The sequence below is a fragment of the Serratia sp. J2 genome (assembly GCF_046269175.1).
Classification (GTDB): Bacteria; Pseudomonadota; Gammaproteobacteria; order Enterobacterales; family Enterobacteriaceae; genus Chania; species Chania fonticola_C.
The window spans coordinates 1-24,556 of record NZ_JBKABN010000002.1; the positions used below are offsets into that span (position 1 = coordinate 1).

Genomic DNA, 24,556 nt, shown 5'->3' on the forward strand with positions numbered 1-24,556 from the left:
GGGAGAGGGTTGGGGTGAGGGGGCAGTTTTTACGGGTATTGCAGGCTATTATGCTAATATCTGCCGAATTTATTTTTATGACTTGTTTGGAGTTATCGGATGAAAGTTACACTACCTGATTTTCGCCGCGCCGGTGTGTTGGTGGTTGGTGACGTCATGTTGGATCGCTATTGGTATGGGCCGACCAGCCGTATTTCACCGGAAGCGCCGGTGCCGGTGGTCAAGGTTGAAACCATCGAAGAGCGTCCCGGTGGTGCAGCTAACGTCGCGATGAACATCGCCTCGTTGGGTGCCAATTCACGCCTGGTGGGCCTGACGGGGATCGACGACGCGGCGCGTGCGCTGAGCGCCAAGCTCAACGAAGTTAACGTGCGTTGTGACTTTGTCTCGGTGCCGACGCACCCGACCATCACCAAGCTACGCGTACTTTCCCGTAACCAACAGCTGATCCGCCTGGACTTCGAGGAAGGTTTTTCCAACGTCGATCCGCAGCCTATCATGGAGCGTATCCAGCAGGCATTGCCGCAGATTGGCGCACTGGTACTGTCGGATTACGCCAAGGGCGCGTTGAGCAAGGTGCAGGGCATGATCGCACTGGCACGTGCTGCGAAGGTTCCGGTACTGATCGACCCTAAAGGCACCGATTTTGAACGTTACCGTGGCGCCACACTGCTGACCCCAAACCTGTCCGAATTTGAAGCCGTGGTCGGTCATTGTCAGAGCGAAGAAGAGCTGGTGACGCGTGGGATGAAACTGGTGGCGGACTTTGAACTGTCCGCATTGCTGATCACCCGTTCCGAGCAGGGGATGACGCTGCTGCAGCCGGGCCGTGAGCCGTTGCATCTGCCAACTCAGGCGCAGGAAGTGTTCGACGTGACCGGTGCCGGTGATACGGTGATCGGTGTACTGGCTGCCGCTCTGGCTGCGGGTAATACGCTGGAAGAGTCCTGCTTCCTGGCTAACGCCGCCGCCGGTGTGGTGGTGGGTAAGTTGGGTACCTCGACCGTCTCGCCAGTCGAACTGGAAAACGCCATTCGTGGCCGCGCCGAAACCGGCTTTGGCGTAATGACCGAGGCCGAGTTGAAAAAAGCGGTAGCGCAGGCGCGCCAACGCGGCGAGAAAGTGGTGATGACCAACGGCATCTTCGACATTCTGCACGCTGGCCATGTCTCATACCTGGCAAATGCGCGCAAATTGGGCGATCGCCTGATCGTGGCGGTGAACAGCGATGCGTCAACCAAGCGCCTGAAAGGGGAAACCCGCCCGGTCAACCTGCTGGAAAACCGTATGGTGGTGTTGGGCGCGCTGGGAGCCGTGGATTGGGTCGTGCCGTTTGAAGAAGATACGCCGCAACGCCTGATCGCCGAAGTGCTGCCAGATTTACTGGTGAAGGGCGGTGACTACCAACCGCATGAGATTGCTGGCAGTGCTGAAGTCTGGGCCAACGGTGGCGATGTGCGGGTACTGAACTTTGAAGATGGGTTATCCACCACCAACATCATCAAGGCTATCAAGGATGGTCGTGGTTAACTTTATCTATATATCTATACCCTATGGATTTCAAGCTGTGGGTAAGCGCAGGTAACAACGCTGCGGCTTGAAAGACGACGGGTAAACAGGGTGGTTTGCAGTGAGTGGACTTAAGCAGGAGCTGAGTTTAGCGCAGGGCGTTGGGCTATTGTCCACTTCACTGCTGGGTACCGGGGTCTTTGCCGTTCCGGCATTGGCGGCGCAGGTGGCGGGCGGCGACAGCCTGTGGGCCTGGCCAATACTGATTGTGCTGGTATTCCCGGTCGCTATCGCTTTTGCGGCATTGGGCCGCCATTTCCCCAGCGCCGGTGGTGCCGCGCATTTTGTCGGCCTGGCCTTTGGGCCACGCATGGCAAAGGTAACCGCTTGGCTGTTCCTCTCTGTGATCCCTGTTGGCTTGCCCGCCGCATTACAAATCGCCGCAGGGTTCTGGCAGGCTACTTTGGGTTGGGATGCCAACGGCCTGTTGCTGGTGCAAATTGTCACGCTGGTAGTGATTTGGCTGCTTGGCACACGCAGTGCCGGTTCCAGTGCCAATATTCAGACCTTGATTGCCCTTCTGGTGATAGCTCTGGTGGGGGCTATCTGGTGGCAAGGCGGCATTACTCCATCCCAAATCCCATGGCCTGCGGTCAGCGATATTTCTCCTCCTAATATGTTCCACGCGTTGGCGGTGATGTTCTGGTGCTTTGTCGGGCTGGAGGCTTTTGCTCATCTGGCGACCGAGTTTCGCCATCCAGAGCGGGACTTTCCGCGCGCGTTAATGCTTGGGCTGTTGGTGGCGGGGGCGGTCTATTGGGGCTGTACCGTAGCCGTGCTGCACTTCCATGCTTACGGCGAACATCAGGCGGCGGCCGCTTCGTTGCCGGGGATCGTGGTGCAACTGTTTGGCGAACATGCGCTGTGGATTGCCTGCATCATCGGCTATCTGGCCTGTTTTGCCAGCGTGAATATCTACACCCAGAGCTTTGCCCGCCTGGTCTGGTCTCAGGCCCAGGAAAAGCCTGCTAGCGGTTTAGCCAAACTCTCCGCGGGCCAGGTGCCGGTCAATGCACTGAGCGCGGTGGTCGGTTGCTGTCTGCTGTTCACTTTACTGATCTATACCCTGAAGCTGCCGCTGGATACGCTGCTGGTATACGCCAATGGCATTTTCGTGCTGATTTATCTGCTGTGTATGTTGGCGGGTTGGCGGATCTTGCAGGGGCGTTCGCGGTTGATGGCGATCGTTGGCTCCGCGTTGTGCTTGTTATTGCTGGTGATTATCGGCTGGAAAAGCCTGTATGCGTTGGCGATGTTGGTGCTGATCTGGTTGGTGCTGCCGCGTAAAACGCAGGCGGTGGTCTCCAAGCAATAAGGGCGCACTGGTGCGCCCCTTACAACAACTTATTCGTCTGCTGGCTTGGCTACCGGCGCGGTATTCAGCTTGCCTTCCAGTTCGGTCAGACGCTGTTCCAGCAATGCCAGCTTTTCACGGGTGCGCAGCAGGACCTGGGTCTGCACGTCAAATTCTTCGCGGTTAACCAGATCCAGACGGGTCAACTGCGCTTGCAGTACCTGACGGATTTTTTTCTCAACGTCTTCCCCGAATTCACGTACGCCTTTAGGCATCGACTCTTGGACCTGGCGTGCGATCTGTTCAATTTTTTTCGGGTCAATCATGGCGTTTCCCTTTCTGATATTTGGTGGCTGATGCTTAGTGTAATGCGAGTTGCTCGCCGGATAAACTATTACCGTATTTGCTGCGCGATCCCTCATTACGCGACCGGATGGCTTGAAACACTAAAGCGATGGGGTTATAGTCGAGATGCTTATTCTCAGGGCGGGGTGCAAGTCCCCACCGGCGGTAAATCACCATTCACGGTGAAAGCCCGCGAGCGCTCAACCTATCTCTCAGGAGTGGGTTAGAGGTCAGCAGATCCGGTGTAATTCCGGGGCCGACGGTTATAGTCCGGATGGGAGAGAGTAACGACACCTGTCGGGCTTATGCCCCGCTTGCGTTATTTTTTTGGCTATTGGCATAGCCACTCCTCAAGATCGCCCTGGTTCTGGTAATCCATAATTTTAATGAGGTTTTTTACCATGAATCAGACTCTACTTTCAGATTTCGGCACGCCGGAAGAACGCGTTGAACGCGCTCTTGATGCATTGCGCAACGGGCGCGGTGTGATGGTGCTTGATGATGAAAACCGTGAAAACGAAGGTGACATGATCTTCGCCGCAGAAACCATGACCGTTGAACAGATGGCGCTGACCATTCGCCACGGTAGCGGCATTGTTTGCCTGTGTATCACTGAAGATCGTCGCCAGCAGCTCGAGCTGCCGATGATGGTCACCAACAACTCCAGTCAGTTCCAGACCGCCTTTACCGTGACGATTGAAGCGGCGCAGGGCGTGACCACTGGCGTGTCGGCTAGCGATCGCCTGACGACTATCCGTGCAGCTATTGCAGACGGTGCCAAGCCAAGCGATTTGAACCGCCCAGGCCATGTGTTCCCGCTGCGTGCTCAGCCTGGTGGCGTATTGAACCGCCGTGGCCACACCGAAGCGACCATCGATCTGGTTTCAATGGCCGGTTTCAAACCCGCTGGCGTACTGTGCGAGTTGACTAACGATGACGGCAGCATGGCGCATGCGCCAGAAGTGATCACCTTTGCCAAGCAGCATGACATGGTGGTGCTGACTATCGAAGATCTGGTGGCCTATCGCCAGTCACGCGAAAAGAAAGCCAGCTGAGTTGCTGACTGAAGTGAAAAAGCCGCTGATGAAGCGGCTTTTTTTGTGCTTAAAATTCTTTAGCCGATACCGCCGCTTTGCAACAGAGTCAGGCTAAACCCCATCACCGCCATGCCGCACAGCACGCCGTAGCTTGGATTATTGTGTGGGTCGATCTCTTTGGCCAATGGCATCAGTTCATCTACCGACAGTGCCACCATAATCCCGGCCACCGCAGCCATAATCGACGCCATCACCACCGGTGAAACCATCGGGCCGAGCACCAGGAAGGCCAGTACGCCACCCAGAATTTCTGCCATTCCGGAGATCCCAGACCACAGTAGCGCTTTGGTTTTAGAGCCAGTTGCCGCATATACCGGCCCGGCGACTGCCAACCCTTCTGGAATATTGTGGATGGCGACCGCGAGCGCAATGCCCATCCCCAGTTCCAGATCGGCGCTGGCGGTGACAAAGGTGGCAATCCCTTCCGGGAAATTGTGCAGGCTGATGCCAAGCGTCAGCAGCATGGCGGTGCGTTTAAGGTTATGGGGCTTGATGGGTTTTTGCACCAGGTCTTGTGGGTGCTGGTGTGGCAGCATGCGATCCAGCGCAAAGTAGCCTAACAGCCCGAGCATAAACATGCCGTAGCCAAGCATGGGCGACATGCCGACGGTGTGCAGCGCAGCGGGCAGCATTTCCATCAATGAAATTAACAGCATAATCCCTGCGGCAAAGCCGAGCGCAAACGCCAGCAGGCGGTTGGAGGGCTTCTGGCCAATAATGCCGAGCAGGGCACCGACAAAGGTAGCGCCTCCGGCTAACAAGGTCAGGATCAGCGGTACAGACATGCATTCTCCTTGTATGCTAATAATATTTATCAGTTTCTGATACTAACAGAGCCAAGCCATAAATCGAGTGGATTTGGCTGATGGTTTCAATCGTTCCTGCCATTCAAATTTCTTGAAGATCACCATCAGGGTTATCCGGCTGCCTTGGTAAGGCAAACAGCGTAATGTAGTCAGCAGAACACTTGTCACGCTAACCAAGGATATTTTATGACCACCTCTCGTATGCCTGCACTCTTTCTTGGCCACGGAAGCCCGATGAACGTGCTGGAAGAAAACCGCTATACTCAGGCCTGGCGTGCGTTGGGTGAGCAATTACCACGGCCAAAGGCAATCGTTGCTGTGTCTGCCCACTGGTACACTCGTGGGACGGCAGTGACGGCGATGGAACACCCAAAAACCATTCACGATTTTGGCGGCTTCCCGCAGGCGCTGTTTGATACACAGTATCCGGCACCGGGTTCACCAGAGCTGGCGGCAGAGCTGCGAAGCCTGTTGGCGCCGGCGCAGGTGATTGCCGATACCAGCGAATGGGGTTTGGATCACGGCAGTTGGGGCGTGCTGATCAAGATGTACCCGCAAGCCGATATCCCGGTGGTGCAACTGAGCATCGATGGGACTCAGCCAGCGGAATACCACTTTGAGCTGGGCCGTAAGCTGGCGGCGCTGCGCGATCGGGGGATAATGATCGTGGCCAGCGGCAATGTGGTGCATAACCTGCGCATGGTGAAATTGCAGGGGGACACCAGCCCGTATCCTTGGGCGGAGTCATTCAACCAGTACGTGCGTGATAACCTGGATTATCAGGGCGAACATCACCCGCTGGTGAATTATATGCAGCATGAAGGCGCAGCGTTGTCGAACCCGACGCCAGAGCATTATCTGCCGTTGCTGTATGTATTGGGCGGCTGGGATGGTAAAGAGCCGATCTCGGTACCGATCGATGGGATCGAAATGGCCGCGCTGAGCATGCTTTCGGTGCAGATTGGTTGATATAGAAGCCCCTTTGCGGGGCTTCTTATAGTATGAACTTGTAGTCTTCCAATGCCTTAACCGTTTTTGCCATCTCAATTTGAGTGAGTGAAGCTAGAAAACTATCCGCTGTCATGGGGGGATTCTTCAGTGCTTGCCTTAGATTTGTCACCGCCTCAAGTGCTAACGCATGGTTAAGATCAATAAGGTCTGACACGAAGTCGTCAGGATGTATGGCTTCGATTCCAAAAGTCGATAAATAATCTACCGGAAAGTCTTTAAGGTTATAAGTGACGATGACCTCAGCGTTTGCAATTATTGCAGCTGCCAGAACATGGCGATCGTCTTGGTCAGGCAACCTAATGCTGTCTACCAATTGTTCGTGGCCTATTACATTCGCATCCGGCATTGCCTTATCCATTAGAGCATGAACGCGATCCAACTGCTCGGCCTGCAAATCTCGCCGATTAACCAGCAGATTACGCTTCCACTCTTCGTGGATTTGCGCTGTCCATTTGGGCTGATAAAGACCTCTTAGGCCTAAATGCATCAACAGATCTCGCAGTCTTGCTGGGTAAAGCACACAAGCGTCAAGCAATGCTGGGTAAGGCGAATGCGTCATTAATAAATATCCATATCCTGTGAAAGACGAGTCAGTTCATCCATTGCTGCAGCAGCTTCGATGTCTCGCTGCTCTTTGTAGGCCATAAGGTCTGCAAAGCGTATGCGGCGATGACGCCCTGTTTTATGGAATTCGATTTTGCCTTCTTCTAGCATCTTCACAACATGCGGCCTGGATACATTAAGTAAATTGGCGGCTTCTTGGGTAGTCAATTCCGCATGAACGGGCACAACCTGAACTGCGTTCCCGTTTGCTAGTTCTCCTAGTATCTCAACGAGCATTTTCACCGCAGAAGGTGGAACCTCAATAGAGTGTTCATTTTGCTCATTGTCCCTGATCGAGAAGTGGCGAATATCTAGTTTTGTTGCCAACATCGCCGATAAATCTCGATAACCTTTTTGGGCAATCTCTTTTTCTTGCACACCAGGCAAGTTGATTTTGGAAAAAGTTGCACTGGTCATAATGGCATGTCTCTCTGATTTCTATAGCACGAAATACAATATATTCGAAATAATCGAAAATCGCAATATTCGAAACGCTTGCTGAAACTCTACAAAAAATCTATTACACCCCATAACCGCAGGACTCACGGATCACCAGCGAAGGCGGTAGAATGATGCGCTTTGGCGGTTCATCGTTACCCTGAATACGGCTATACAACAGTTCTCCGGCCTTACGGCCAATCTCGCGTGAGGCGACGGACACCGTGGTTAGCCCCGGCTGTACCAGGGAAGCCTCGGTAATATCGTCAAAGCCAATCAGTGCAAAATCGCGGCCTACCTGGCGGCCAAGTTTGCGTAAAGTCTGCATCACCCCCAGCGCCACGATGTCCTGATAGCATAATGCGGCGGTGAGCTCTGGGTATGTCGTAAACAGTTGCTCTGCGGTTTTAGCACCGGAGCTTTGGCTAGCCTCACTGCAAACAATCCATTCCCCTCTGACCTGAATGCCCTTTTCCAACAGCTTGCTGGTATAGCCACCCAGGCGTTGCGCGCGCGAGGTGGAACTGACCGAACCACCAATAAAGGCGATATGCCGATGGCCCAGATCCAGCAGGTGCTGCGTGGCTAACTGAGTGCCCAAAAAGTTATCGGTACCGACAAAGTCAAAATGAGCGTCCGCAACCGGGCGAACCACCATAATGGCCGGGATCTTGCGGCGTTTGAGCGTTTCAAAGAACAGCGGCGGCGTTTGTCGTGCGGAGCATAGCACCATGCCACTGGCATTGTTCTGCAAAAGCGAGTCGACAAATTTTTGCTGTCTGGGGGCAGACTCTTCGCTGTTAGCCAAAAACAGCATGAGCTGGTGGCGCTCCATCTCCTGGCTCAGCCCGGCGGTCATTTCCGCATAAAACGGGTTGGTGATGTCGTGTAGCAGTAGGCCGACCTGATTACTGCTGCGATTGCGCAGGTTAGCCGCAGTCTGGTTATAGACATAGCCTAGCTCATCGATGGCGCTCAGTACGCGCTTGCGGGTTTCATCCGAGATGCGACCACGATTGCGCAATACCATGGAAACCGTGGCGGTGGAGACTTTTGCTTTGGCGGCGACGTCGGCCAGCGTGATGGTGCTCATTTCATATCCTGTTTGCAGGCGGGATCTCACATTAAGGTATAACGATTAACCTTTTGTTGGCAAATGATGAAAATTATTTGTGATATATATCGCAATAACTTGGGCTTTAGTCCGCTTTATCGCCGTTTTTTGAGGTTAATCCCGTTAACCACGCTGTTTAAGATTGGGTTAATCGATTAATCTTTGGTTATGTTTTCAGAGCATAGGCAACAGATCATGTCCGAGCAACATCGTAAAGCAAACTATGACAAATACCCGGAACTGGTGGTGCAGGGGTTTGACCGCGCTGCCTGGCAAGATTGGCCAGCCGTGGTGCAGGCCATCAGTAGCCATATCGCTGCGCAAGGATTGGCTAAAACCGTACTGGTTGTGGATTGTTACCATGGCGTGGATCTGGCGGAGCTCAAGTCACAACTGATCGATCCCTTGTTACCCGCTCTGGTACTCAACGCCGAGCAGGCCAAATATGATGAAAGCCATATCCACGCGATGATTGAACGTAATCTGACGGATGACCGGGTCTTTGGCGTGTTGTCCTGCCACGAAATGCCGGAGTTTTTTGCCGATGAGGCCGTGCAGCAGCAACGTGCGGCAATCGCGGCCGTCGAAAGCGGCTTGGTGGTGGTGTATGGGCCAGGGGCGGCACTCATCGCGGCAGGGGATGTGCTGGTTTATGCCGATCTGGCGCGCTGGGAGATACAACAACGTTTTCGCCGGGGCGAGTTGGGCAACTGGGGCGTTGCCAACCTGAATGAAGACGTACTGCGCCGTTATAAGCGCGCGTTTTTTGTAGAGTGGCGGGTCTTTGATCGTCACAAAACCCCCTTGTTGCAGCGAGCCAACTTTGTGCTGGATACCAATCAGGCTGGTTCACCCAAGCTGGTAGCCGGTACTGCGTTCCACGCCGGGTTGCAACAGGCCACCCGGCAACCGTTTCGCGTAGTCCCATTTTTTGACCCTGGCGTTTGGGGCGGTCAATGGATGAAGCAACAGTTCGATCTCGATCCGGCGGCAGCCAACTATGCATGGTGTTTTGACTGCGTGCCCGAGGAAAACAGCCTGCTAATGCGGTTTGGTGACGTCCGGGTCGAGATCCCCTCACAGGATTTGGTGCTGCTGTATCCTCGCCCTCTGTTGGGGGAACGAGTACATGCCCGCTTCGGCGCTGAATTCCCGATCCGTTTTGATTTCCTGGATACCGTCGGCGGCCAAAACCTCAGCTTCCAGGTTCACCCCATTACCGAATATATCCAGCAGCATTTCGGCATGCATTACACCCAGGATGAAAGTTACTACATTCTGGCGGCGGAGCCGGGAGCCAAGGTTTATCTGGGCGTGAAAACCGGCACCGACCCACAGGCTATGATGGCCGATCTGGCTGCTGCTCAGCGGGGTGAAAAAGCCTTTGATGATGAAAGGTTTGTTAACCAGTTCCCGGCCAATAAACACGATCACTTCCTGATCCCGGCGGGGACGGTACATTGTTCCGGCGATGGGGCAATGGTGCTGGAAATCAGCGCCACGCCTTACATCTTCACCTTCAAACTCTGGGATTGGGGTCGTCTGGGGCTGGATGGGCAGCCGCGACCGGTACATTTGGAGCATGGCGAGCAGGTGATCGACTGGCAGCGTGACACCGCCTGGGTGCAGGAGCACTTAGTAAACCGTATCGAACCAGTTGCCGAAGGGCCGGGCTGGCGGGAAGAGCGCACCGGCCTGCATGAGCGTGAATTTATTGAAACTCGTCGCCATTGGTTCAATGAACCGGTGTTGCACCATACCGAAGGGCGGGTGAACGTGCTGAATCTGATTGAAGGTGAGGAGGCGATCGTCGATAGCCCTGAGGGCCGATTCGCGCCGTTTGTGGTGCATTATGCGGAAACCTTTATCGTCCCGGCGGCGGTGGGATCTTATCGTATCAGCCCTTATGGCAGCAGCCAGGGTAAAACCCTCGCCACCATCAAAGCCTGGGTAAGGGGATAAACCGATGTTGAAAGTGATTGTGATCTCGCATGGCCCGCTGGCTGAGGCTCTGATGACCAGCGCCAGCATGGTTTATGGCGAGTTGCCGCACACCAGTTACGTCAGCCTCTTTGAGACTGGTGGTATTGAGGCTTTCAAGCAGGATTTTGCCACCGAACTGCAGCGGGTCAGCTCCGGTGCTGATGGTGTATTGGTGCTGTGCGATTTGCTGTGTGGCACTCCTTATAACGTGGCCTGTCGGCATGCGTTTGACCCCAATAACGCTGTGCCGATGGCAGTAGTGACTGGAGTGAATTTCCCCATGTTACTGATGAGTGCCGACTTGCTGGAGGGCGTGGATGTGCAGCATGCCGCACAAGAGTTAGTAGCGCAGGGGGGCGAAACCATCGTGGTTGCCCGCCCGGCGCAAGTAGCACAACCGGACGATTTCTGAGGAAAAATCATGGCAATTTCATTTGTACGTATCGACGATCGGGTGATCCACGGCCAGCTGGTTACCCGTTGGGCGAAGGAGCTGCCCTGCGACGGGATTGTGGCGATCGACGATGAGGTAGCGGCAGATCCGTTGCTGTCATCGGTGATGAAAGGAGCGGTACAAGACACCAAGGTGTGGTTATTCACCGTAGCACAGGCGATAGAAAAGCTGCCGAAGGTGATCGCTAGCGACAAGCAATACTTCGTGATCGGTAAATCGCCGGTCACGCTGCGCAGGCTGTTGGAAGCCGGTATCGATTTAAAAAACCGTAACCAGAAGATCAACGTTGGGCCGATGTCGGCACGGGCACAGACCGTAACCATTGGTCCGAACCAGTCGGTCAATCAAGAAGAGAGCACTGCCTTCGATTTTCTCAGCGAACGTGGCCACGCGATCGAATTCCGTCTGGTACCCGACGCCAGTCATTTCAGCTGGCTAGACGCCAAAAAGAAACTCAAACAGGTCTGACTGACAGGAGTTAACTATGTGGTTTGAAGCGACGCTTATCGGGATACTCTGCTATCTCGGCGCGCTGAGTAGCCCTTGGCTGCTGGGGCTGACCGGAGGCTGGTATATTCTCAGCCGCCCGTTGGTCTCCGGTATGCTGGTGGGGGCGATCCTCGGCGATGTACAGACCGGTATCATCATCGGTGTTGCGGTTCAGGCGGTATATATCGCCATGGTAACACCAGGAGGATCGATGCCGGCCGATCTCAACTTTGTCGCCTTCCCGGCGATTGCGCTGGGGATACTTTCCGGCAAGGGCCCGGAGGTAGCGGTCGCATTGGCAGCGACTATCGGCATCATGGGCACCGTGCTGTTCAACGCCATGATGGTGCTCAACTCCTATTGGAACCACCGAGCGGACGTGGCGGTAGAGCAGGGGGATGAACGGGGGATCTATCTTAACAGCGCCATTTGGCCGCAGGTGACCAACTTCCTGCTACGCTTTGTGCCGACCTTTATCGCGGTGTTCTTCGGGGCGCGCTATATCAACGCCTTCATGGACAGCCTGCCCGCGCTGGTGCTAACCACCATGAACGTGGTCGGTGGCATTCTGCCTGCGGTGGGGATTGCCATTCTTCTCAAGCAGATCATTAAAAACTACAGCATGCTGATTTACTTCCTGGTGGGGTTTATCTGCATCGTGTTCCTCAAGCTGAATATGGTGGCGCTGGTGATTGTTGGCGCGCTGTTAGCGCTGATCCACTACAACTATAAGCCGGAGCCGCAGGTCGCCAGCGTGCAGGCTGGGCCCCAGGCCGACGATGAGGATGAATTCTGATGGAAACGCCAACACCTAAACTGAATAAACAGGATCTGCGCCGCTGTTGGCGCGCCTGGATGATGTATAACCTGTCCTCGATGAGTTTTGAGCGGCTGGAGTCTTATGGTTTTTGCCTGAGCATGATGCCCGCGCTGAAAAAACTGTATCAGGACAAGCAGCAGCGCATTGAAGCCATTCGCCGCCATACCTCATTTTATAATACCGAGCCGCAGCTGGGCGCGATCGTCAACGGTATGGTGATTGGGCTGGAAGAGAAACGGGCCAACGGGGAACCGATTGATGGTGAAACCATCAACACCTTGAAAGTGGGCCTGATGGGGCCAGTGGCCGGGATCGGCGATTCCATGTTGCCGGGGATGTTGATCCCCATCCTGTTGAGTATCGGCATGGCACTGGCCGCCGGTGGCAGCGTGATTGGGCCGCTGTTTTACATTATTGCCTTTAGCCTGATCGTTATCCCTGGCTCTTACTGGCTGTTTATGAAGGGTTATAACATGGGGTCCGGCTCGGTGGAGATGCTGGTCAGCAGCAAATCCTCCCGCCTGCGTGAAGCACTTTCCCTGCTGGGGGTGTTTGTCATGGGCGGCGTGGCCGCCAGCTACGTCAAGCTGGGTACAGGGCTGGAGTTTATCACCAAGGATGGGGTGAACATTCAGCTGCAACACATGCTGGATGGTATTTTCCCTAACCTGATGCCGCTGATCGTGGTGCTGGCTACCTGGTATCTGATGGCTAAGCGCGGGCTTTCACCGGTGAAGGCGATGCTAGGCCTGCTGGTGTTGGCCGCTGCCGGAGTCGCCTGCGGCCTGTTCTCCTGAACCATCATCCATCGGGCGCAGCCAAAGGTTGCGCCCGTCTTCTATCAAGGTTCAAATCTCTGCCATTTTTCCACTACGCTGCCCGGCTTGGAAATAAACTGGAAGCGTGCCGGGTCCGCCTCAAATTGCGCATAGAGCGGCTTATCGCTCAGACCAAACTCGGCGTAATGCCGTGGCCCGATGGCGTGCAACCTGCCGGATTGATAATGCGGGTTTTGCTGCCAGACGATGTTATCGCCCTGCAATAATGGATACCATGCCAGCCCTTTGTAGGCCCGTACCGCCTCATACTCAAAGCCGTATTCGCGATCGCACCAGGCGGCGAAGGTCAGTGGCTGATGGGGATCGGCGGAAATGGTGGCATGCGCCCAACCCGGCGGCACCAGCACTTTCTCCCCTGGTCCGGCATGGACGGCAAAGCAGCGTCCTGGGTCCCGTTCGACCCGTTCCTGCATATAGATGATCGCTTTGCCCTGCCAGATTTCGTACAGCTCCGGCGGAGACCAGCCGCTGTGCTGGCTGACGCGGTGAATATGCCCTTGGCTGCGTATTGGTTCACGCCCCAGTTGGCCTTTGGCATAGGTTACGATACCAAATAACAACATGCGCTTTTTTAACTCCACCAGATGTTGCTGCTTGGCCACGTCCATAACGATGGCGTATACCTGCTCTGGGCCATCACAGTCGGGGTCGCGAAGTGAAGGGCGGATTTGATCCAACGTGCGGATCTCTGGCAGCGGCCCTATCACCTCATCCCCATAGCCAAAACCCATCGGCTCGCGGGTAACGCGCACGTCCAATCCATACGGCAGCATTGAGTCACTCATATTGGGCCTCCGCTTTCCAACCTGCGCCATCGGCGAACACCCGCAGTTTGAAGCCCTTTGGCTGTAAGGCGCTGTAATCATGCCCGGCCACCGTTGGCCAGACCGCTAATGCCGAGAGTACCTCATCGCCGGTGTTAATCAGACGGTGGGCGGTGAAGGAGGGGATATGGTGGACGCTGCCAGCAAACACTTGCTCAAGGATGCAGTCACCGTCCTGATGTTGTAGCAACAGCAAACCCTTACCCCGCAACCCGAAGTAGAATTCAGCTTGTTCACGGCGCTGATGGAAGTGCCCACGGGTCATAAAGAACTCGTTACCCACCTTACCCGGTTGCAAGTGCGTAGTGCCGACAAACAACTCACCTTCCAGCGATGGGGAAGGCAGCATTTCAACGCTGTAGACGGCAAACTCTGCTGGCATTGCCTGCCAGGCGTGATGATCGGCAAATATCCCTGCCAGGTTGCCCAGGGTGGTGGATTTATGTTGTACATCAGGTGCGGTAAAGCGCCCATCATGCAGGTTTACCTGCGGCGGGATAAGGGAAGTCAGCTTCATATCTGGTAGCTCCGCCCGAGGAGAACAGACCGTTTGAGTATATGAGGTTAATCGATTAATCACCAGGGAGGACCAATAAAAAAGGCGCGAAAATTTCGCGCCTCAGATCGGGCGCATTGTGCGACGCCCCTCCGGTGAGTATGTTCGACCCTACGGATTAACCAAGAATAATATGCGGGTAGAAGCGCGACAGATCCTGGGTGATCAACTCGCGATCTTCACGCAGGCCAATACCGCAAGGCTGATCGTTGACCAGCCAGCTGCCGATCAGCGTATAGCTGCCTTCAAACTGGGGCAATTGATGGAACTGCTGCACAATCATGCCTTCTTCGCCGTATGGCCCATCGACGCGCGCCACTTCCTGACCGTTCTGGACGATCTGGATGTTGGCACCCTCGCGTGAGAACAGCGGCTTGGTGACGTAATGATCCATCTGCGGATGATCGTCCTCGGCAAAGTAGGCTGGCAGCAGGTTTGGATGATCCGGGAACATTTCCCACAACATTGGCAGCAGAGCCTTGTTGGAGATAATGCTCTTCCAGGCCGGTTCCAGCCAGCGTACGCCAGCGTCTTCCAGCTTGGTGGAGAACATCTCGCGCAGCATAAATTCCCACGGATAGAGCTTGAACAGGTTACTGATAACCTGATTTTGCAGATCGGTGAACTGGCCTTTCTCGCCCAGGCCAATCTCTTCCATAAACAGGAATTCGGTCGGCAGGCCTGCTTCCAGCGCGCAGTCTTGCAGATATTGCACCGTACCGCGATCTTCCTCGCTGTCTTGGCAGCAGGCCAGATGCAGCAGGCTAAAGCCGTGGTTGGCTTGCAGATCGGCGAAACGTTCGATCAGTTTTTCTTGCAGGCTGTTGTACTGATCAGCGGCGGGATCCAGCTTGCCTGCGTTGATCTGATCTTCCAGCCATAGCCATTGGAAAAACGCTGCCTCATACAGTGAGGTTGGCGTATCGGCGTTATTTTCCAACAGCTTGGGTGGATTGATGCCGTCATAGGCCAGGTCGAGGCGTGAATACAGCGAAGGCTGATTAGTGCGCCAGGAGCTGCGAACGAATTCCCAGGTGTGCTTGGGGATGCAGAATTTGGTCATCAGTTGATCGCTGTTGACCACCTTATCTACCACCTTCAGGCACATCTGGTGCAGTTCGGCGGTGGCATCTTCAATCTCTTCGATCTGTGCCAACGTGAATTGGTAATAGGCATCTTCACACCAGTAGGGTTCGCCGTACATGGTGTGAAAGGCGAAACCAAACTCGGTGGCTTTTTCGCGCCAGTCTGGGCGCTCGCTAATCGCAACGCGTTTCATGTCTTAACCGCCCATGCTGCGTGAGCTGCTGGAGGTAGCGCTGCTGCGTTGCATGCTGGTCTGTTTGGCCACGGACTCACCGAAGCCACCACGGGTAACGGTATTGGTCACCGCGGGTTTAGGGGCCATTGCGGTTTTAGGTACCGTCATGGAGCGGCCGCCTGCGGTTGCCGGGCCATAGCTTTTACCGCTGGCGTCAACAAACTTGCCGTTTGCTGGGCTGGCGGCGTTTTTAGAGGAAAACAGCGGCTGTTGAGCGTAGCCCCCGCCACCCATCATGCGGCCCATCATGTAGCCCGCCATCAGCGGCATCCACATGCTGCCACTGCTTTGTGATTCTGCGGCCATGCCAGCCTGTGCTGGAGCCTGAGTACATTGCGCTTCACCGAATTCGGCTACGCAGTCTTCACGAGTGGCATATTTAGGTGCGGTTTTTTCCGCTTCTTTCAGCGCGTTGTTATACGCAGTGGTGCACTGCTCGCTCATCGACGGGTTGGAGGTTGAACAATCGTCAGCATTTTTATACAGGGAAACCGTCTCATCCGCCTGTTCGCAGCCGGCCAGCATAAACACTGCGCTGATCGCCAAAGCCACGGGGGCAACACGGTAGCTGCGCCAGGATTTGCGGAAGGTGTCTTTGTTGATGTTTTTGGTCCGTTTCATCGATATTTATCCCATCATGCGGGCTGTATTCGCCCTTGCCCAGTAGTGGTCGATAGGATAGGTGAAAGATGCTCAAAATTAAAGCTGAAACACCCGCAGGATCCACTCTTTACGCACTTATACGTTACGGTGTGCGCCAGTTCGCTTTACTGCGCATAACTGCAGCAAAAGCGTTACATAATGGAACGTTTTGCCCGAAGCTACGTTCCATTATGTAACGCTTTTTTCCTTACTCGCCAAGCGGCCGGCAGGTCGTATAGTCAGCAACAGAACAATACGTCGATATCACCCTCTGAAATCTGAACGTTACTTGGTTAACGTCTCTACAAGGAGTCAGTTATGTTGAGAATCATTCAATCCCCGAGCAAATACATCCAGGGAGCCAATGCGTTGGCCTCCGTTGGCCAATATGCCAAAGCCCTTGCCGATCATTACTTTGTGATCGCCGACGATTTCGTCATGAAACTGGCGGGCGATACTGTGATGGGCAGCCTGCATCAGCACGGGGTGAAGTATCACGCTGGTACGTTTAATGGCGAATGCTGCCGCAAGGAAATCGACCGCCTTGGCCAGGAGCTGAAAAGCCATGGCTGCAAAGGGGTGATCGGCATCGGTGGCGGCAAAACGTTGGATACCGCCAAGGCGATTGCCTATTACCAGCATGTGCCAGTGGTTCTGATGCCAACCATTGCTTCGACGGATGCGCCTACCAGCGCGTTGTCGGTGATCTACAGCGAAAGCGGCGAGTTTGAAGAATACCTGATCTACCCCGCCAACCCGAATATGGTGGTGATGGACAGCGCCATTATCGCCAAAGCGCCGGTACGCCTGCTGGTGGCGGGCATGGGCGACGCGCTCTCCACCTATTTTGAAGCTCAGGCCTGCTTCGATGCCCAGGCCACCAGCATGGCGGGCGGCAAGTCAACGCTGGCGGCGCTCAATCTGGCGCGTCTATGTTATGAAACGCTGTTGGCTGAAGGGGTTAAGGCCAAGCTGGCTGCGGAGTCTGGTGTGGTCACCGAAGCGGTGGAGCGCATCATTGAAGCCAACACCTATCTGAGCGGTATTGGTTTTGAAAGCAGCGGTCTGGCGGCGGCGCATGCCATCCACAACGGTTTTACCGTGTTGGAAGAGTGCCATCATCTGTATCACGGGGAAAAAGTGGCGTTCGGCACCCTGTCTCAGTTGGTGCTGCAAAACAGCCCAATGGCACAGATTGAAACGGTGCTGAACTTCTGCCAGCAGGTCGGGTTACCGATCACCCTGGCACAAATGGGCGTCACCGGTGAACTGACAGAAAAAATCGGCAAGGTGGCAGAGGCCAGCTGTGCCAAAGGTGAAACCATCCACAACATGCCGTTTAGCGTGACGCCGGAAAGCGTACTGGCGGCTATCCTGACGGCAGACAAACTGGGCAGCGCCTGGTTGCAACGCGCATAAATCATCGGGCGCGCTCAACGCGCCCGCTGTTCTCTACAGAGGAATTAACCGTGAAAAAGCTAATCAATCAGGTCGATTCGGTACTTAACGAACAGTTACTCGGCATGGCTGCCGCTCACCCGGAGCTGCAGGTGCATCAGGATCCTGTGTTTGTGACCCGCACGGCGGGGCCGATCCCAGGCAAAGTGGCGATCCTGTCTGGCGGTGGTAGTGGCCATGAGCCGATGCACTGCGGCTTCGTGGGCGAGGGAATGCTGGACGGTGCCTGCCCAGGGGAGATTTTCACCTCACCGACGCCGGATAAAATGTACGACTGCGGCCAAGCTATTGACGGCGGCGCCGGGGTGTTGCTGATCATCAAGAACTACACCGGTGACATCCTCAACTTTGAAACGGCGACCGAATTGCTGCATGACAGCGGCGTGCCAGTGGCAACGGTACTGGTGGATGACGACGTAGCGGTCAAAGATAGCCTGTTCACCGCAGGCCGACGTGGCGTTGCCAATACGGTGCTGATGGAGAAACTGCTCGGCGCGGCAGCGGTACGGGGTGACGATCTGGACGCGCTGGTCACACTGGGGCACAAAATCAACAACCAAGGCCACTCGCTAGGGATTGCTCTGGGCGCTTGCACCGTGCCTGCGGCAGGTAAACCGTCGTTTACTTTGGCGGATAACGAGATGGAGTTCGGCGTTGGCATCCACGGCGAACCGGGGATCGAACGGCGGACGTTCACCACCCTCGATCAAACGGTGGATGACATGTTCGCTACCCTGATCGATAACGGCGATTACCAGCGTACGATCCGCGTTTGGGATCGCCAGCAAGGGGAATGGCGTGAAGAGAGCCAAAGCAAACGAGCCTTGACGCAGGGCGATCGGGTGATTGCGCTGGTTAATAACCTGGGGGCTACGCCGCTTTCCGAACTGTACGGGGTTTACCACCGTTTGGCACAGCGCTGTGCTGCGGCCGGGATCGTCATTGAGCGCAATCTGGTGGGGTCATACTGCACCGCATTGGATATGCAGGGGGTTTCCATCACCTTGCTGCAAGTGGATGACGAGCTGTTATCGCTGTGGGATGCGCCGGTGAACACGCCAGCGCTGCGCTGGGGTTGAGGAGGGATTATGACATTAAGCAAACAGCAGGTCGTTGAGTGGTTGATGCGTTGTGGTGAGGTCTTTACCCGCGAACGCGATTTCTTGACTCAGTTGGATAGCGATATCGGCGATGGCGACCACGGCCTGAATATGAACCGTGGCTTTAGCAAGGTGGTAGAAAAGCTGCCTTCGGTAGCGGACAAGGACATCGGCTTTATTCTCAAAAACACCGGTATGACGCTGCTCTCCAGCGTTGGTGGTGCCAGTGGTCCGCTGTTCGGCACCTTCTTCATCCGTGCGGCTCAGGCGGCCAACGCCAAGCAGAGCCTGGATTTGGCGGAGTTGAGGCAGGTGATCCAGGAAGGCGCGGAAGGCGTAGCGATGCGTGGTAAGGCAGAGCCGGGTGATAAAACCATGTGTGATGTCTGGGGGCCTGTCGTCGCAAGCCTGGGCGAGTCGTTACAACAGCAGCTCAGCGTGACCCAGGCGCTACAACAGGCCGCCGTTCGGGCGGAGCAGGCCGCACAGGCCACTATCGTCATGCAGGCCCGTAAAGGGCGCGCCAGCTATTTGGGCGAACGCAGCATCGGCCATCAGGACCCAGGCGCAACCTCCGTCATGTTGATGATAAAAACGCTGGCCCAGGTGGTCGAGGAGGCAGGATGATCAACATCGTCGTGGTTTCACACAGTGCGCAATTGGCCCAGGGTGTTGAGCAACTTGCCCGCCAGATGATGCGCGGTGAGGGTTGCAAACTGGTGTTGGCGGCGGGGGTCGATGATGAGTTACACCCGATCGGCACCGATGCGATGAAAGTGATGGAAGCGATCGAATCCGTGGCTGACGGAGAGGGGATCGTGGTGCTGATGGATCTCGGCAGCGCATTATTGAGTGCGGAAACCGCGCTTGAGCTGCTCGACCCAGAGGTGGCGGCCAAGGTGGTACTGTGTGCGGCACCGCTGGTGGAAGGCACGTTGGCGGCGGTCGTAGCGGCTAACGCGGGCGGTAGCCTGGAGCAGGTGCTGGCAGAGGCGCAAGGAGCCTTGCAGGCCAAGCAGGCACAGCTCGGTGAGGAGATACCCGCCAGTAAGCCACTGAATTTACCGCTGAGTCAGGGAAAAAGCCTGAGTTGGACGGTACAGAATCCACACGGATTGCACGCTCGCCCGGCAGCGCGTCTGGCAGAGGCTCTGGCTCCATTTGCAGCGGAACTGGTGCTGGAAAAGCATGGCCAATGTGCCAACCCACGCAGCCTTAATCAGCTGGCTTTGTTGCAGGTTCGCCACGGCGACACTATCCGCCTGATTGCCGATGGCGCACAGGCTGATGAAGCGCTGGCGGCTTTCAAGGCGTTGGCAGAGCAGCATTTTGGCGAAACCGTATCTGAGCAGCAACTGCCTTCGCTGCACGGTATCCCCGTGGAGGAAAGCGTCAGCAGTGGTCCGATATTCCAGGTATCGAGCTTCTGGCCACAAACGGAAGAACGCCAGCTAGGGGCCGATGACGTGCTCAACGAACAGCAGCGCCTGCGTATCGCATTGCAGCAGACGTTAGACGATTTGAACAGGCTGGCCGATCGCACTGGCAACCTGATCGGCAAACCGCAGGCGGCGATCTTTGGGGCGCACAGCATGCTGCTAGACGATCCCGATCTGCAACAGGCTGCCTTTACCCGTATTGCCCAACAGCAGTGCAGCGCGGAACTGGCGTGGCGGCAGGAGCTGGAGCAGATTGCCGCCGATTATCGGGCGCTGGATGATGAGTATTTGCAGGCGCGGGAACTGGACGTGCGTGACATGCTGCGCCGTACGCTGAGCCATCTGTCACGGCAGCCTATTCCGGCGATCGTGCTCAATGAGCCTGCGATCCTGGTGATGGATGAGCTGATGCCTTCCGACGTCGTGATGCTCGATCGGCGCATGGTTCTCGGGATTTGCCTGAGCGGCGGCAACGCCTTGTCACACACCGCTATTCTGGCCAAAGCGATGGGGATCCCGATGGTGGTCGGCATGAGCGAATGTATGAGCAAGACCCGTAGCGGCCAGAAAGCGATGCTGGACGCGGCGCGCGGTACCTTACAGCTCAGCCATTAACCCCGCAGCTTGAACTGGCTGATATCGATATTCAACTGTTTGACTTTACGCCACAGAGTGGTGCGGCTGATGCCCAGCAGCTGCGCCATTTCGTTAAGCTGCCCGTGGCTGACGTTGGCTACGCGGATAATAGCCTGCAACTCCATTTCCGCCAGCGTCATCAGTGGCATAGCCGGTTGAGAGTCGCTTTCCACTAGCGGCTGATGGCTGAGCAAATGAGCGGGTAGGTCGGCCAGTTGAATATGGTGGCCGTGGCAAATCATCGCGGCGCGCTCTATCACCCCTTTCAGTTCCAGATCGTTACCCGGCCACAGGTACAGACCAAGTTGGGTCATAACGTCGTCGTCCACCCGGAAACGACATTGGAAGTGATGCTCCAGGGCGCGCAGATGGTGCTGAACCAGCAAAGAGATGTCACTGAGGCGCTGGCGTAACGGCGGAATTTGGATCTCAAAGGCCTGCAGACTATAAAACAGCTGGCGGCGGAAGCGGTTCTGCTGCACCAACAGCGGCAGGTTGGCGGCGCTGGTAGCGATCACCCGTACGTTCACCGGGATCACGCGGCTGGAATTCATACGCATCACCACTCCGGTTTTTAGCACCTGCAACAGAGCGGACTGCATGGCCAGCGGCAGGTATTCGACCTGCTCAAGATGCAGCGTGCCGCCGTTGGCCAGTTCGAACTTACTGAGTTGGCCCGCTTCTTCTTCATTGGCGTCACTGCCCAACAGCTCCTTCAACCCTTGCGCTTCGGGCAGCAACTGGCAGTTTAAGGCGATATAAGGCCCGGCGGCACGTTCGCTGGCATTGTGGATGGCCTGGCTGACCAGTTCTTTCCCCACCCCTTCTTCACCGCACAGTAAAATCGGGTGCTGGCCCTTCGCCGCCTGCTGGCCATAGCGGATCAGGCGGCGCATTTCCTGGGTGCCGGAAGGCATCTGTTCGAAGGTGTGGCTGACCCGGCCGATCTGGCTGCTGACGTACTGATGCAGCCTTTCCAAGGGATGCAGCAAGGCGATAAAGCTACAGTGCTCACCGTCCAGGATCGGTTTGAGGGTGAGTAGCGCGGCGATAAACTGGCCCTGGCTTTCAAAGGTGACTTCCACATGCTGTAACGGCTGGCGTTGGCTGATGGCGCGGTTAAGCAAGGCCGGTAGCGTCAATAACTGTGCCAGCGGCTTGCCCTGGCTCTGCTGTTCGTGCAGCTTCAGCATAGCGGCGGCGCGCGGGTTGATATATTGCAGATAACCCCGGTGATCCCAGGCCATGACACCGTCGTCTACGCTATCCAGTAGCCCGTTGAGCTGATTGAGATGGCGGTTGGATTCGGCCAGCAGGCCGTCGGCGTTCAGGGCATTGCCGATCTCCCGGGCGATCGCCAGGATCAGGGAAAGATCGCCCGCATTACAATCGGCCAACTGGCAGCCCAAAGCCAGCATACCGCGCTGGCGGCCGCTATTGTCATGCACCGGTGCGGCGCAGAATGACCAGCCATGCAGCGCCTGGCGCACGTGTTCATCGCTATGGATCTGTACCGGATGGCCCTCGGATGCGGCCAGAGAAGGGGCATTGGTGCCGATGTCGCCTTCTGCCCAATAAGCGCCGGGAGCAAAACCCAGTTCGAGCAGCTGTTCGCCGGTCGTCTTGTCGCCACATTGCCACAGCGTACAGCCGCTTTCGTCGAGGATCAGCAACACGCAGTGGCGCTGTTCCATATATTCCCAGGCATCCTCCAACGCCGCCTGGCCGAGCGTAATGAAATCATCCTTACGCCGGCAGATCGAGTCGAAGGTGGTGCCCAGGGCGCGATGTGGGGCTTTCCACACGGCGGGTTGCATCAGGTGGCTGCAGCGTAGCCAGGATGCATAAATGGCAGGGGAAGGGCGCAGCTGTGGCGGTAACGCGCCTTCGGTGATCAACCGTTGCCAGAGTGAAGCGTTGTCCATCAGATCCCGTTCAGCAGGTAAACCCAAATAGGGAACTAATCATAACATTAACCCATTTACAGAGGCTGTGAGGCGATGGGCAGAAGCAGGATCATTGGATAAAAAAACGGAGCGCGGTAAAAACCGGGCTCCGTTATTCGGTAGCTCAAAGCCGCTGCAGATTATCTGCTGGCCGTTGGCCGGGTGGTGCTGGAACCGTCAACGTAGGCATCTTGCGCCGTTGTTGGTGGGGCCACCACGTCTGGTGCGGTGGAGATTGGCTTGCCTAGTGCTCCGTTCAGCATCATCAGATCGTTTTCGTTCAGCGTGCCGAGCGCGGATTTGATGTTCAACTGGTTGATCAGGTAAGAATAACGCGCATTGGAAAGCTGCTGCTTGGCGTTATACAGCGTGGTTGTCGCATCCAACACGTCAACGATGGTACGGGTACCCACTTCATAACCGGCTTCGGTCGCATCCAGAGAACTCTGGGCAGAAACCACCGCTTGTTTATAAGCGCTGATGCTGCTGATGGACGCAGAAACGTTGTTGAAGGAGGAACGTACGGTTTGCACCACGCTGCGGTGGGCGCTTTCCAACTGCTCGCTGGCACCGACGAAGTTGTACTGCGCCTGTTCTACCCGCGAGTTGGTTACGCCGCCGTTGTACAGTGGCACGCTAACGCTGATGCCGACCTGGTTCTGGCCATTAATCGAGTCGTTGCCACTAGTACCAGTGTTAGCTCTGGAACCACTGTATTTGGAATTGGTGATCCCGGTAGAAGCATTTAAATCAACCGTTGGCATATAGCCGGTTTGCGCCGATTTGATCTGCTCACGGGCCAGATCCTGGCTCAGGCGGGCAGACAGCAGGCTCAGGTTACGGCTTTCTGCTTCCTTCAACAGGCTGTTGACGGCATCCGGGCGCTTGGTGCTGAACTTGTTGGTATCCAGCGAGGCCAGTTCCGGGTAGAAGGTGCCGGTAATTTGGCGTAACGATTCTACCGCGTTATCCAGGTTGTTACGGGCGGTTACTTCGTTGGCCAACACGGTATCGTAGTTGGCACGGGCGTTCTGCACGTCGGTAATGGCAACCAGGCCCACGTTAAAACGCTGGGTGGTCTGATCCAACGTACGGTAAACCGCTTGTTTATTCGCCTGGGTGTAGGACAGGGCATCGATCGCCTGTAGTACGTTGAAGTAGGCGGTGGCCGTATCCAGGATCAATTTCTGGGATGACGTCTGGAAAGTGACATCGGTAATGCCGGCGGTCTTTTCCTGTAGCGTCAGCGCGCGCCATTTGGACATATCAAAGATAGTCTGGGTCAGCGCCAGCGAGCCTTGGGTGGTGTTGCTATTAAGCCCATTGGCATCGCGGAAGCCGTTGTTATAGGTATAACCGGCAGATAAGCCAAGCTGTGGCAGCAACGGGCTGCGTGCCTCGTTGATTTTTTCATACGCCGCATCACGGTCGGCAGCGGTTTTACGCAGATCCGGGTTACTTTCCCTGGCCTGTTTGTAAACCTGCAACAGGTTCTCTGCCTGGCTCATGGTGCTGAAGCCTGCGAGGCTCAGACCAATAAGAAGGGGGAGCAGTTTCTTCATTTGCATTCCTTGTTGTGCAGCAATATTGCTATGTTAGCGCTGACGATAGACGAATAGTTGCCAATTCTAGCAGAGTCTGCCGAGCGCTGAGGGTGGCTTAATGTGCCATCTCACAGAACTTTTACCTTGGTGTACGCTACGTTGACTGACACTTGGCTATTTGCATCTGCGCTACCTGATATCATGGTTCACAATCTAACACAAAGCGGG

The 24,556-nt window shown here is 55.7% G+C and carries 24 protein-coding genes and 1 riboswitch; of the genes, 13 read left to right on the plus strand and 11 right to left on the minus strand.

Features of this window, described 5'->3' with window-relative positions; genetic code table 11:
* Positions 1–99: 99 nt before the first annotated feature.
* Both hldE and yjeH read left to right on the plus strand, forming a co-directional pair.
* Positions 100–1,530, plus strand: a complete 1,431-nt coding sequence (gene hldE / locus ACKWMY_RS01985) for a bifunctional D-glycero-beta-D-manno-heptose-7-phosphate kinase/D-glycero-beta-D-manno-heptose 1-phosphate adenylyltransferase HldE (RefSeq protein WP_024528276.1) — start codon at positions 100–102, stop codon at positions 1,528–1,530.
* Positions 1,531–1,630: 100 nt separating this feature from the next.
* Positions 1,631–2,884 carry an L-methionine/branched-chain amino acid transporter gene (gene yjeH / locus ACKWMY_RS01990; RefSeq protein ID WP_409485810.1) on the plus strand — a complete coding sequence of 418 codons (1,254 nt, stop codon included), beginning with the start codon at positions 1,631–1,633 and terminating at the stop codon, positions 2,882–2,884.
* 29 nt (positions 2,885–2,913) lie between these two features.
* On the opposite strand, the gene ubiK is transcribed toward yjeH, so the two are convergent.
* Positions 2,914–3,189 carry a ubiquinone biosynthesis accessory factor UbiK gene (gene ubiK, locus ACKWMY_RS01995; protein WP_024528278.1) on the minus strand — a complete coding sequence of 92 codons (276 nt, stop codon included), beginning with the start codon at positions 3,187–3,189 and terminating at the stop codon, positions 2,914–2,916.
* 147 nt (positions 3,190–3,336) lie between these two features.
* A riboswitch (FMN riboswitch) is annotated at positions 3,337–3,498 on the plus strand.
* A 111-nt stretch (positions 3,499–3,609) separates the two neighbouring features.
* On the opposite strand from ubiK, the gene ribB reads away from it, so the two are divergent.
* Positions 3,610–4,263: a 3,4-dihydroxy-2-butanone-4-phosphate synthase gene (gene ribB / locus ACKWMY_RS02000; protein WP_024528279.1), complete on the plus strand. Its 654-nt coding sequence runs from the start codon at positions 3,610–3,612 to the stop codon at positions 4,261–4,263.
* Between the two features lie 59 nt (positions 4,264–4,322).
* Here ribB and zupT read toward each other — a convergent pair whose 3' ends face one another.
* A complete protein-coding gene (gene zupT, locus ACKWMY_RS02005; RefSeq protein WP_021806868.1) occupies positions 4,323–5,090 on the minus strand; it encodes a zinc transporter ZupT in 768 nt (255 codons plus the stop codon).
* 207 nt (positions 5,091–5,297) lie between these two features.
* On the opposite strand from zupT, the gene ygiD reads away from it, so the two are divergent.
* Positions 5,298–6,080 carry a 4,5-DOPA dioxygenase extradiol gene (gene ygiD / locus ACKWMY_RS02010; protein ID WP_409485811.1) on the plus strand — a complete coding sequence of 261 codons (783 nt, stop codon included), beginning with the start codon at positions 5,298–5,300 and terminating at the stop codon, positions 6,078–6,080.
* 25 nt (positions 6,081–6,105) lie between these two features.
* Here ygiD and ACKWMY_RS02015 read toward each other — a convergent pair whose 3' ends face one another.
* The 3 genes from ACKWMY_RS02015 to ACKWMY_RS02025 form a co-directional block, all read right to left on the minus strand.
* On the minus strand, positions 6,106–6,681 hold the full coding sequence (locus ACKWMY_RS02015; RefSeq protein ID WP_098929760.1) for a PIN domain-containing protein: 576 nt from the start codon (positions 6,679–6,681) through the stop codon (positions 6,106–6,108).
* Positions 6,681–7,142, minus strand: coding sequence for a helix-turn-helix domain-containing protein (locus tag ACKWMY_RS02020; RefSeq protein ID WP_098929761.1), 462 nt, complete (start codon positions 7,140–7,142; stop codon positions 6,681–6,683). Before ACKWMY_RS02020 ends, ACKWMY_RS02015 begins: the two co-directional genes overlap by 1 nt.
* Positions 7,143–7,245: 103 nt before the next feature.
* Positions 7,246–8,256 carry a LacI family DNA-binding transcriptional regulator gene (locus ACKWMY_RS02025; RefSeq protein WP_065684683.1) on the minus strand — a complete coding sequence of 337 codons (1,011 nt, stop codon included), beginning with the start codon at positions 8,254–8,256 and terminating at the stop codon, positions 7,246–7,248.
* 216 nt (positions 8,257–8,472) lie between these two features.
* Here ACKWMY_RS02025 and ACKWMY_RS02030 point away from each other — a divergent pair, with 216 nt between their 5' ends.
* From ACKWMY_RS02030 to ACKWMY_RS02050, 5 genes are read left to right on the plus strand one after another with little or no spacing between them, the layout of a single operon-like run.
* Positions 8,473–10,239: a class I mannose-6-phosphate isomerase gene (locus tag ACKWMY_RS02030; protein ID WP_409485812.1), complete on the plus strand. Its 1,767-nt coding sequence runs from the start codon at positions 8,473–8,475 to the stop codon at positions 10,237–10,239.
* Between the two features lie 4 nt (positions 10,240–10,243).
* Positions 10,244–10,672 carry a PTS sugar transporter subunit IIA gene (locus ACKWMY_RS02035; protein ID WP_409485813.1) on the plus strand — a complete coding sequence of 143 codons (429 nt, stop codon included), beginning with the start codon at positions 10,244–10,246 and terminating at the stop codon, positions 10,670–10,672.
* 9 nt (positions 10,673–10,681) lie between these two features.
* Positions 10,682–11,182 carry a PTS sugar transporter subunit IIB gene (locus ACKWMY_RS02040; protein ID WP_309046686.1) on the plus strand — a complete coding sequence of 167 codons (501 nt, stop codon included), beginning with the start codon at positions 10,682–10,684 and terminating at the stop codon, positions 11,180–11,182.
* Positions 11,183–11,198: 16 nt separating this feature from the next.
* On the plus strand, positions 11,199–11,999 hold the full coding sequence (locus tag ACKWMY_RS02045; RefSeq protein WP_261161210.1) for a PTS mannose/fructose/sorbose/N-acetylgalactosamine transporter subunit IIC: 801 nt from the start codon (positions 11,199–11,201) through the stop codon (positions 11,997–11,999).
* Complete coding sequence (locus tag ACKWMY_RS02050) at positions 11,999–12,820, plus strand: PTS system mannose/fructose/sorbose family transporter subunit IID (protein ID WP_024483040.1); 822 nt, start codon at positions 11,999–12,001, stop codon at positions 12,818–12,820. Before ACKWMY_RS02045 ends, ACKWMY_RS02050 begins: the two co-directional genes overlap by 1 nt.
* Before the next feature lie 44 nt (positions 12,821–12,864).
* Here the strand turns inward: ACKWMY_RS02050 and ACKWMY_RS02055 are convergent, their stop codons facing one another.
* From ACKWMY_RS02055 to ACKWMY_RS02070, 4 genes are all read right to left on the minus strand, one after another.
* Positions 12,865–13,647, minus strand: coding sequence for a glucose-6-phosphate isomerase family protein (locus ACKWMY_RS02055; protein ID WP_309046682.1), 783 nt, complete (start codon positions 13,645–13,647; stop codon positions 12,865–12,867).
* Positions 13,640–14,203 (minus strand): glucose-6-phosphate isomerase family protein, encoded by a 564-nt coding sequence (locus ACKWMY_RS02060; protein ID WP_309046681.1) that lies wholly within the window; start codon positions 14,201–14,203, stop codon positions 13,640–13,642. Before ACKWMY_RS02060 ends, ACKWMY_RS02055 begins: the two co-directional genes overlap by 8 nt.
* Positions 14,204–14,360: 157 nt before the next feature.
* On the minus strand, positions 14,361–15,521 hold the full coding sequence (locus ACKWMY_RS02065; RefSeq protein ID WP_409485814.1) for a glutathionylspermidine synthase family protein: 1,161 nt from the start codon (positions 15,519–15,521) through the stop codon (positions 14,361–14,363).
* A gap of 3 nt (positions 15,522–15,524) precedes the next feature.
* Positions 15,525–16,184: a DUF1190 family protein gene (locus ACKWMY_RS02070; RefSeq protein ID WP_024483036.1), complete on the minus strand. Its 660-nt coding sequence runs from the start codon at positions 16,182–16,184 to the stop codon at positions 15,525–15,527.
* 339 nt (positions 16,185–16,523) lie between these two features.
* Here ACKWMY_RS02070 and ACKWMY_RS02075 point away from each other — a divergent pair, with 339 nt between their 5' ends.
* From ACKWMY_RS02075 to dhaM, 4 genes are read left to right on the plus strand one after another with little or no spacing between them, the layout of a single operon-like run.
* On the plus strand, positions 16,524–17,624 hold the full coding sequence (locus ACKWMY_RS02075) for a glycerol dehydrogenase (RefSeq protein WP_024528281.1): 1,101 nt from the start codon (positions 16,524–16,526) through the stop codon (positions 17,622–17,624).
* Between the two features lie 50 nt (positions 17,625–17,674).
* Positions 17,675–18,742: a dihydroxyacetone kinase subunit DhaK gene (gene dhaK / locus ACKWMY_RS02080; RefSeq protein ID WP_024528282.1), complete on the plus strand. Its 1,068-nt coding sequence runs from the start codon at positions 17,675–17,677 to the stop codon at positions 18,740–18,742.
* 9 nt (positions 18,743–18,751) lie between these two features.
* Positions 18,752–19,390, plus strand: a complete 639-nt coding sequence (dhaL, locus tag ACKWMY_RS02085) for a dihydroxyacetone kinase subunit DhaL (protein ID WP_024528283.1) — start codon at positions 18,752–18,754, stop codon at positions 19,388–19,390.
* Positions 19,387–20,817 carry a dihydroxyacetone kinase phosphoryl donor subunit DhaM gene (gene dhaM, locus ACKWMY_RS02090; protein WP_309046680.1) on the plus strand — a complete coding sequence of 477 codons (1,431 nt, stop codon included), beginning with the start codon at positions 19,387–19,389 and terminating at the stop codon, positions 20,815–20,817. Before dhaL ends, dhaM begins: the two co-directional genes overlap by 4 nt.
* Here the strand turns inward: dhaM and dhaR are convergent.
* Both dhaR and tolC read right to left on the minus strand, forming a co-directional pair.
* The gene (dhaR, locus tag ACKWMY_RS02095) at positions 20,814–22,763 is read right to left on the minus strand and encodes a dihydroxyacetone kinase operon transcriptional regulator DhaR (protein WP_409485815.1); all 1,950 of its coding nucleotides are present in this window, start codon (positions 22,761–22,763) and stop codon (positions 20,814–20,816) included. The two genes, dhaM and dhaR, sit on opposite strands and share 4 nt — an antisense overlap.
* 161 nt (positions 22,764–22,924) lie before the next feature.
* On the minus strand, positions 22,925–24,346 hold the full coding sequence (gene tolC, locus ACKWMY_RS02100) for an outer membrane channel protein TolC (RefSeq protein ID WP_074031224.1): 1,422 nt from the start codon (positions 24,344–24,346) through the stop codon (positions 22,925–22,927).
* Positions 24,347–24,556: the final 210 nt, after the last annotated feature.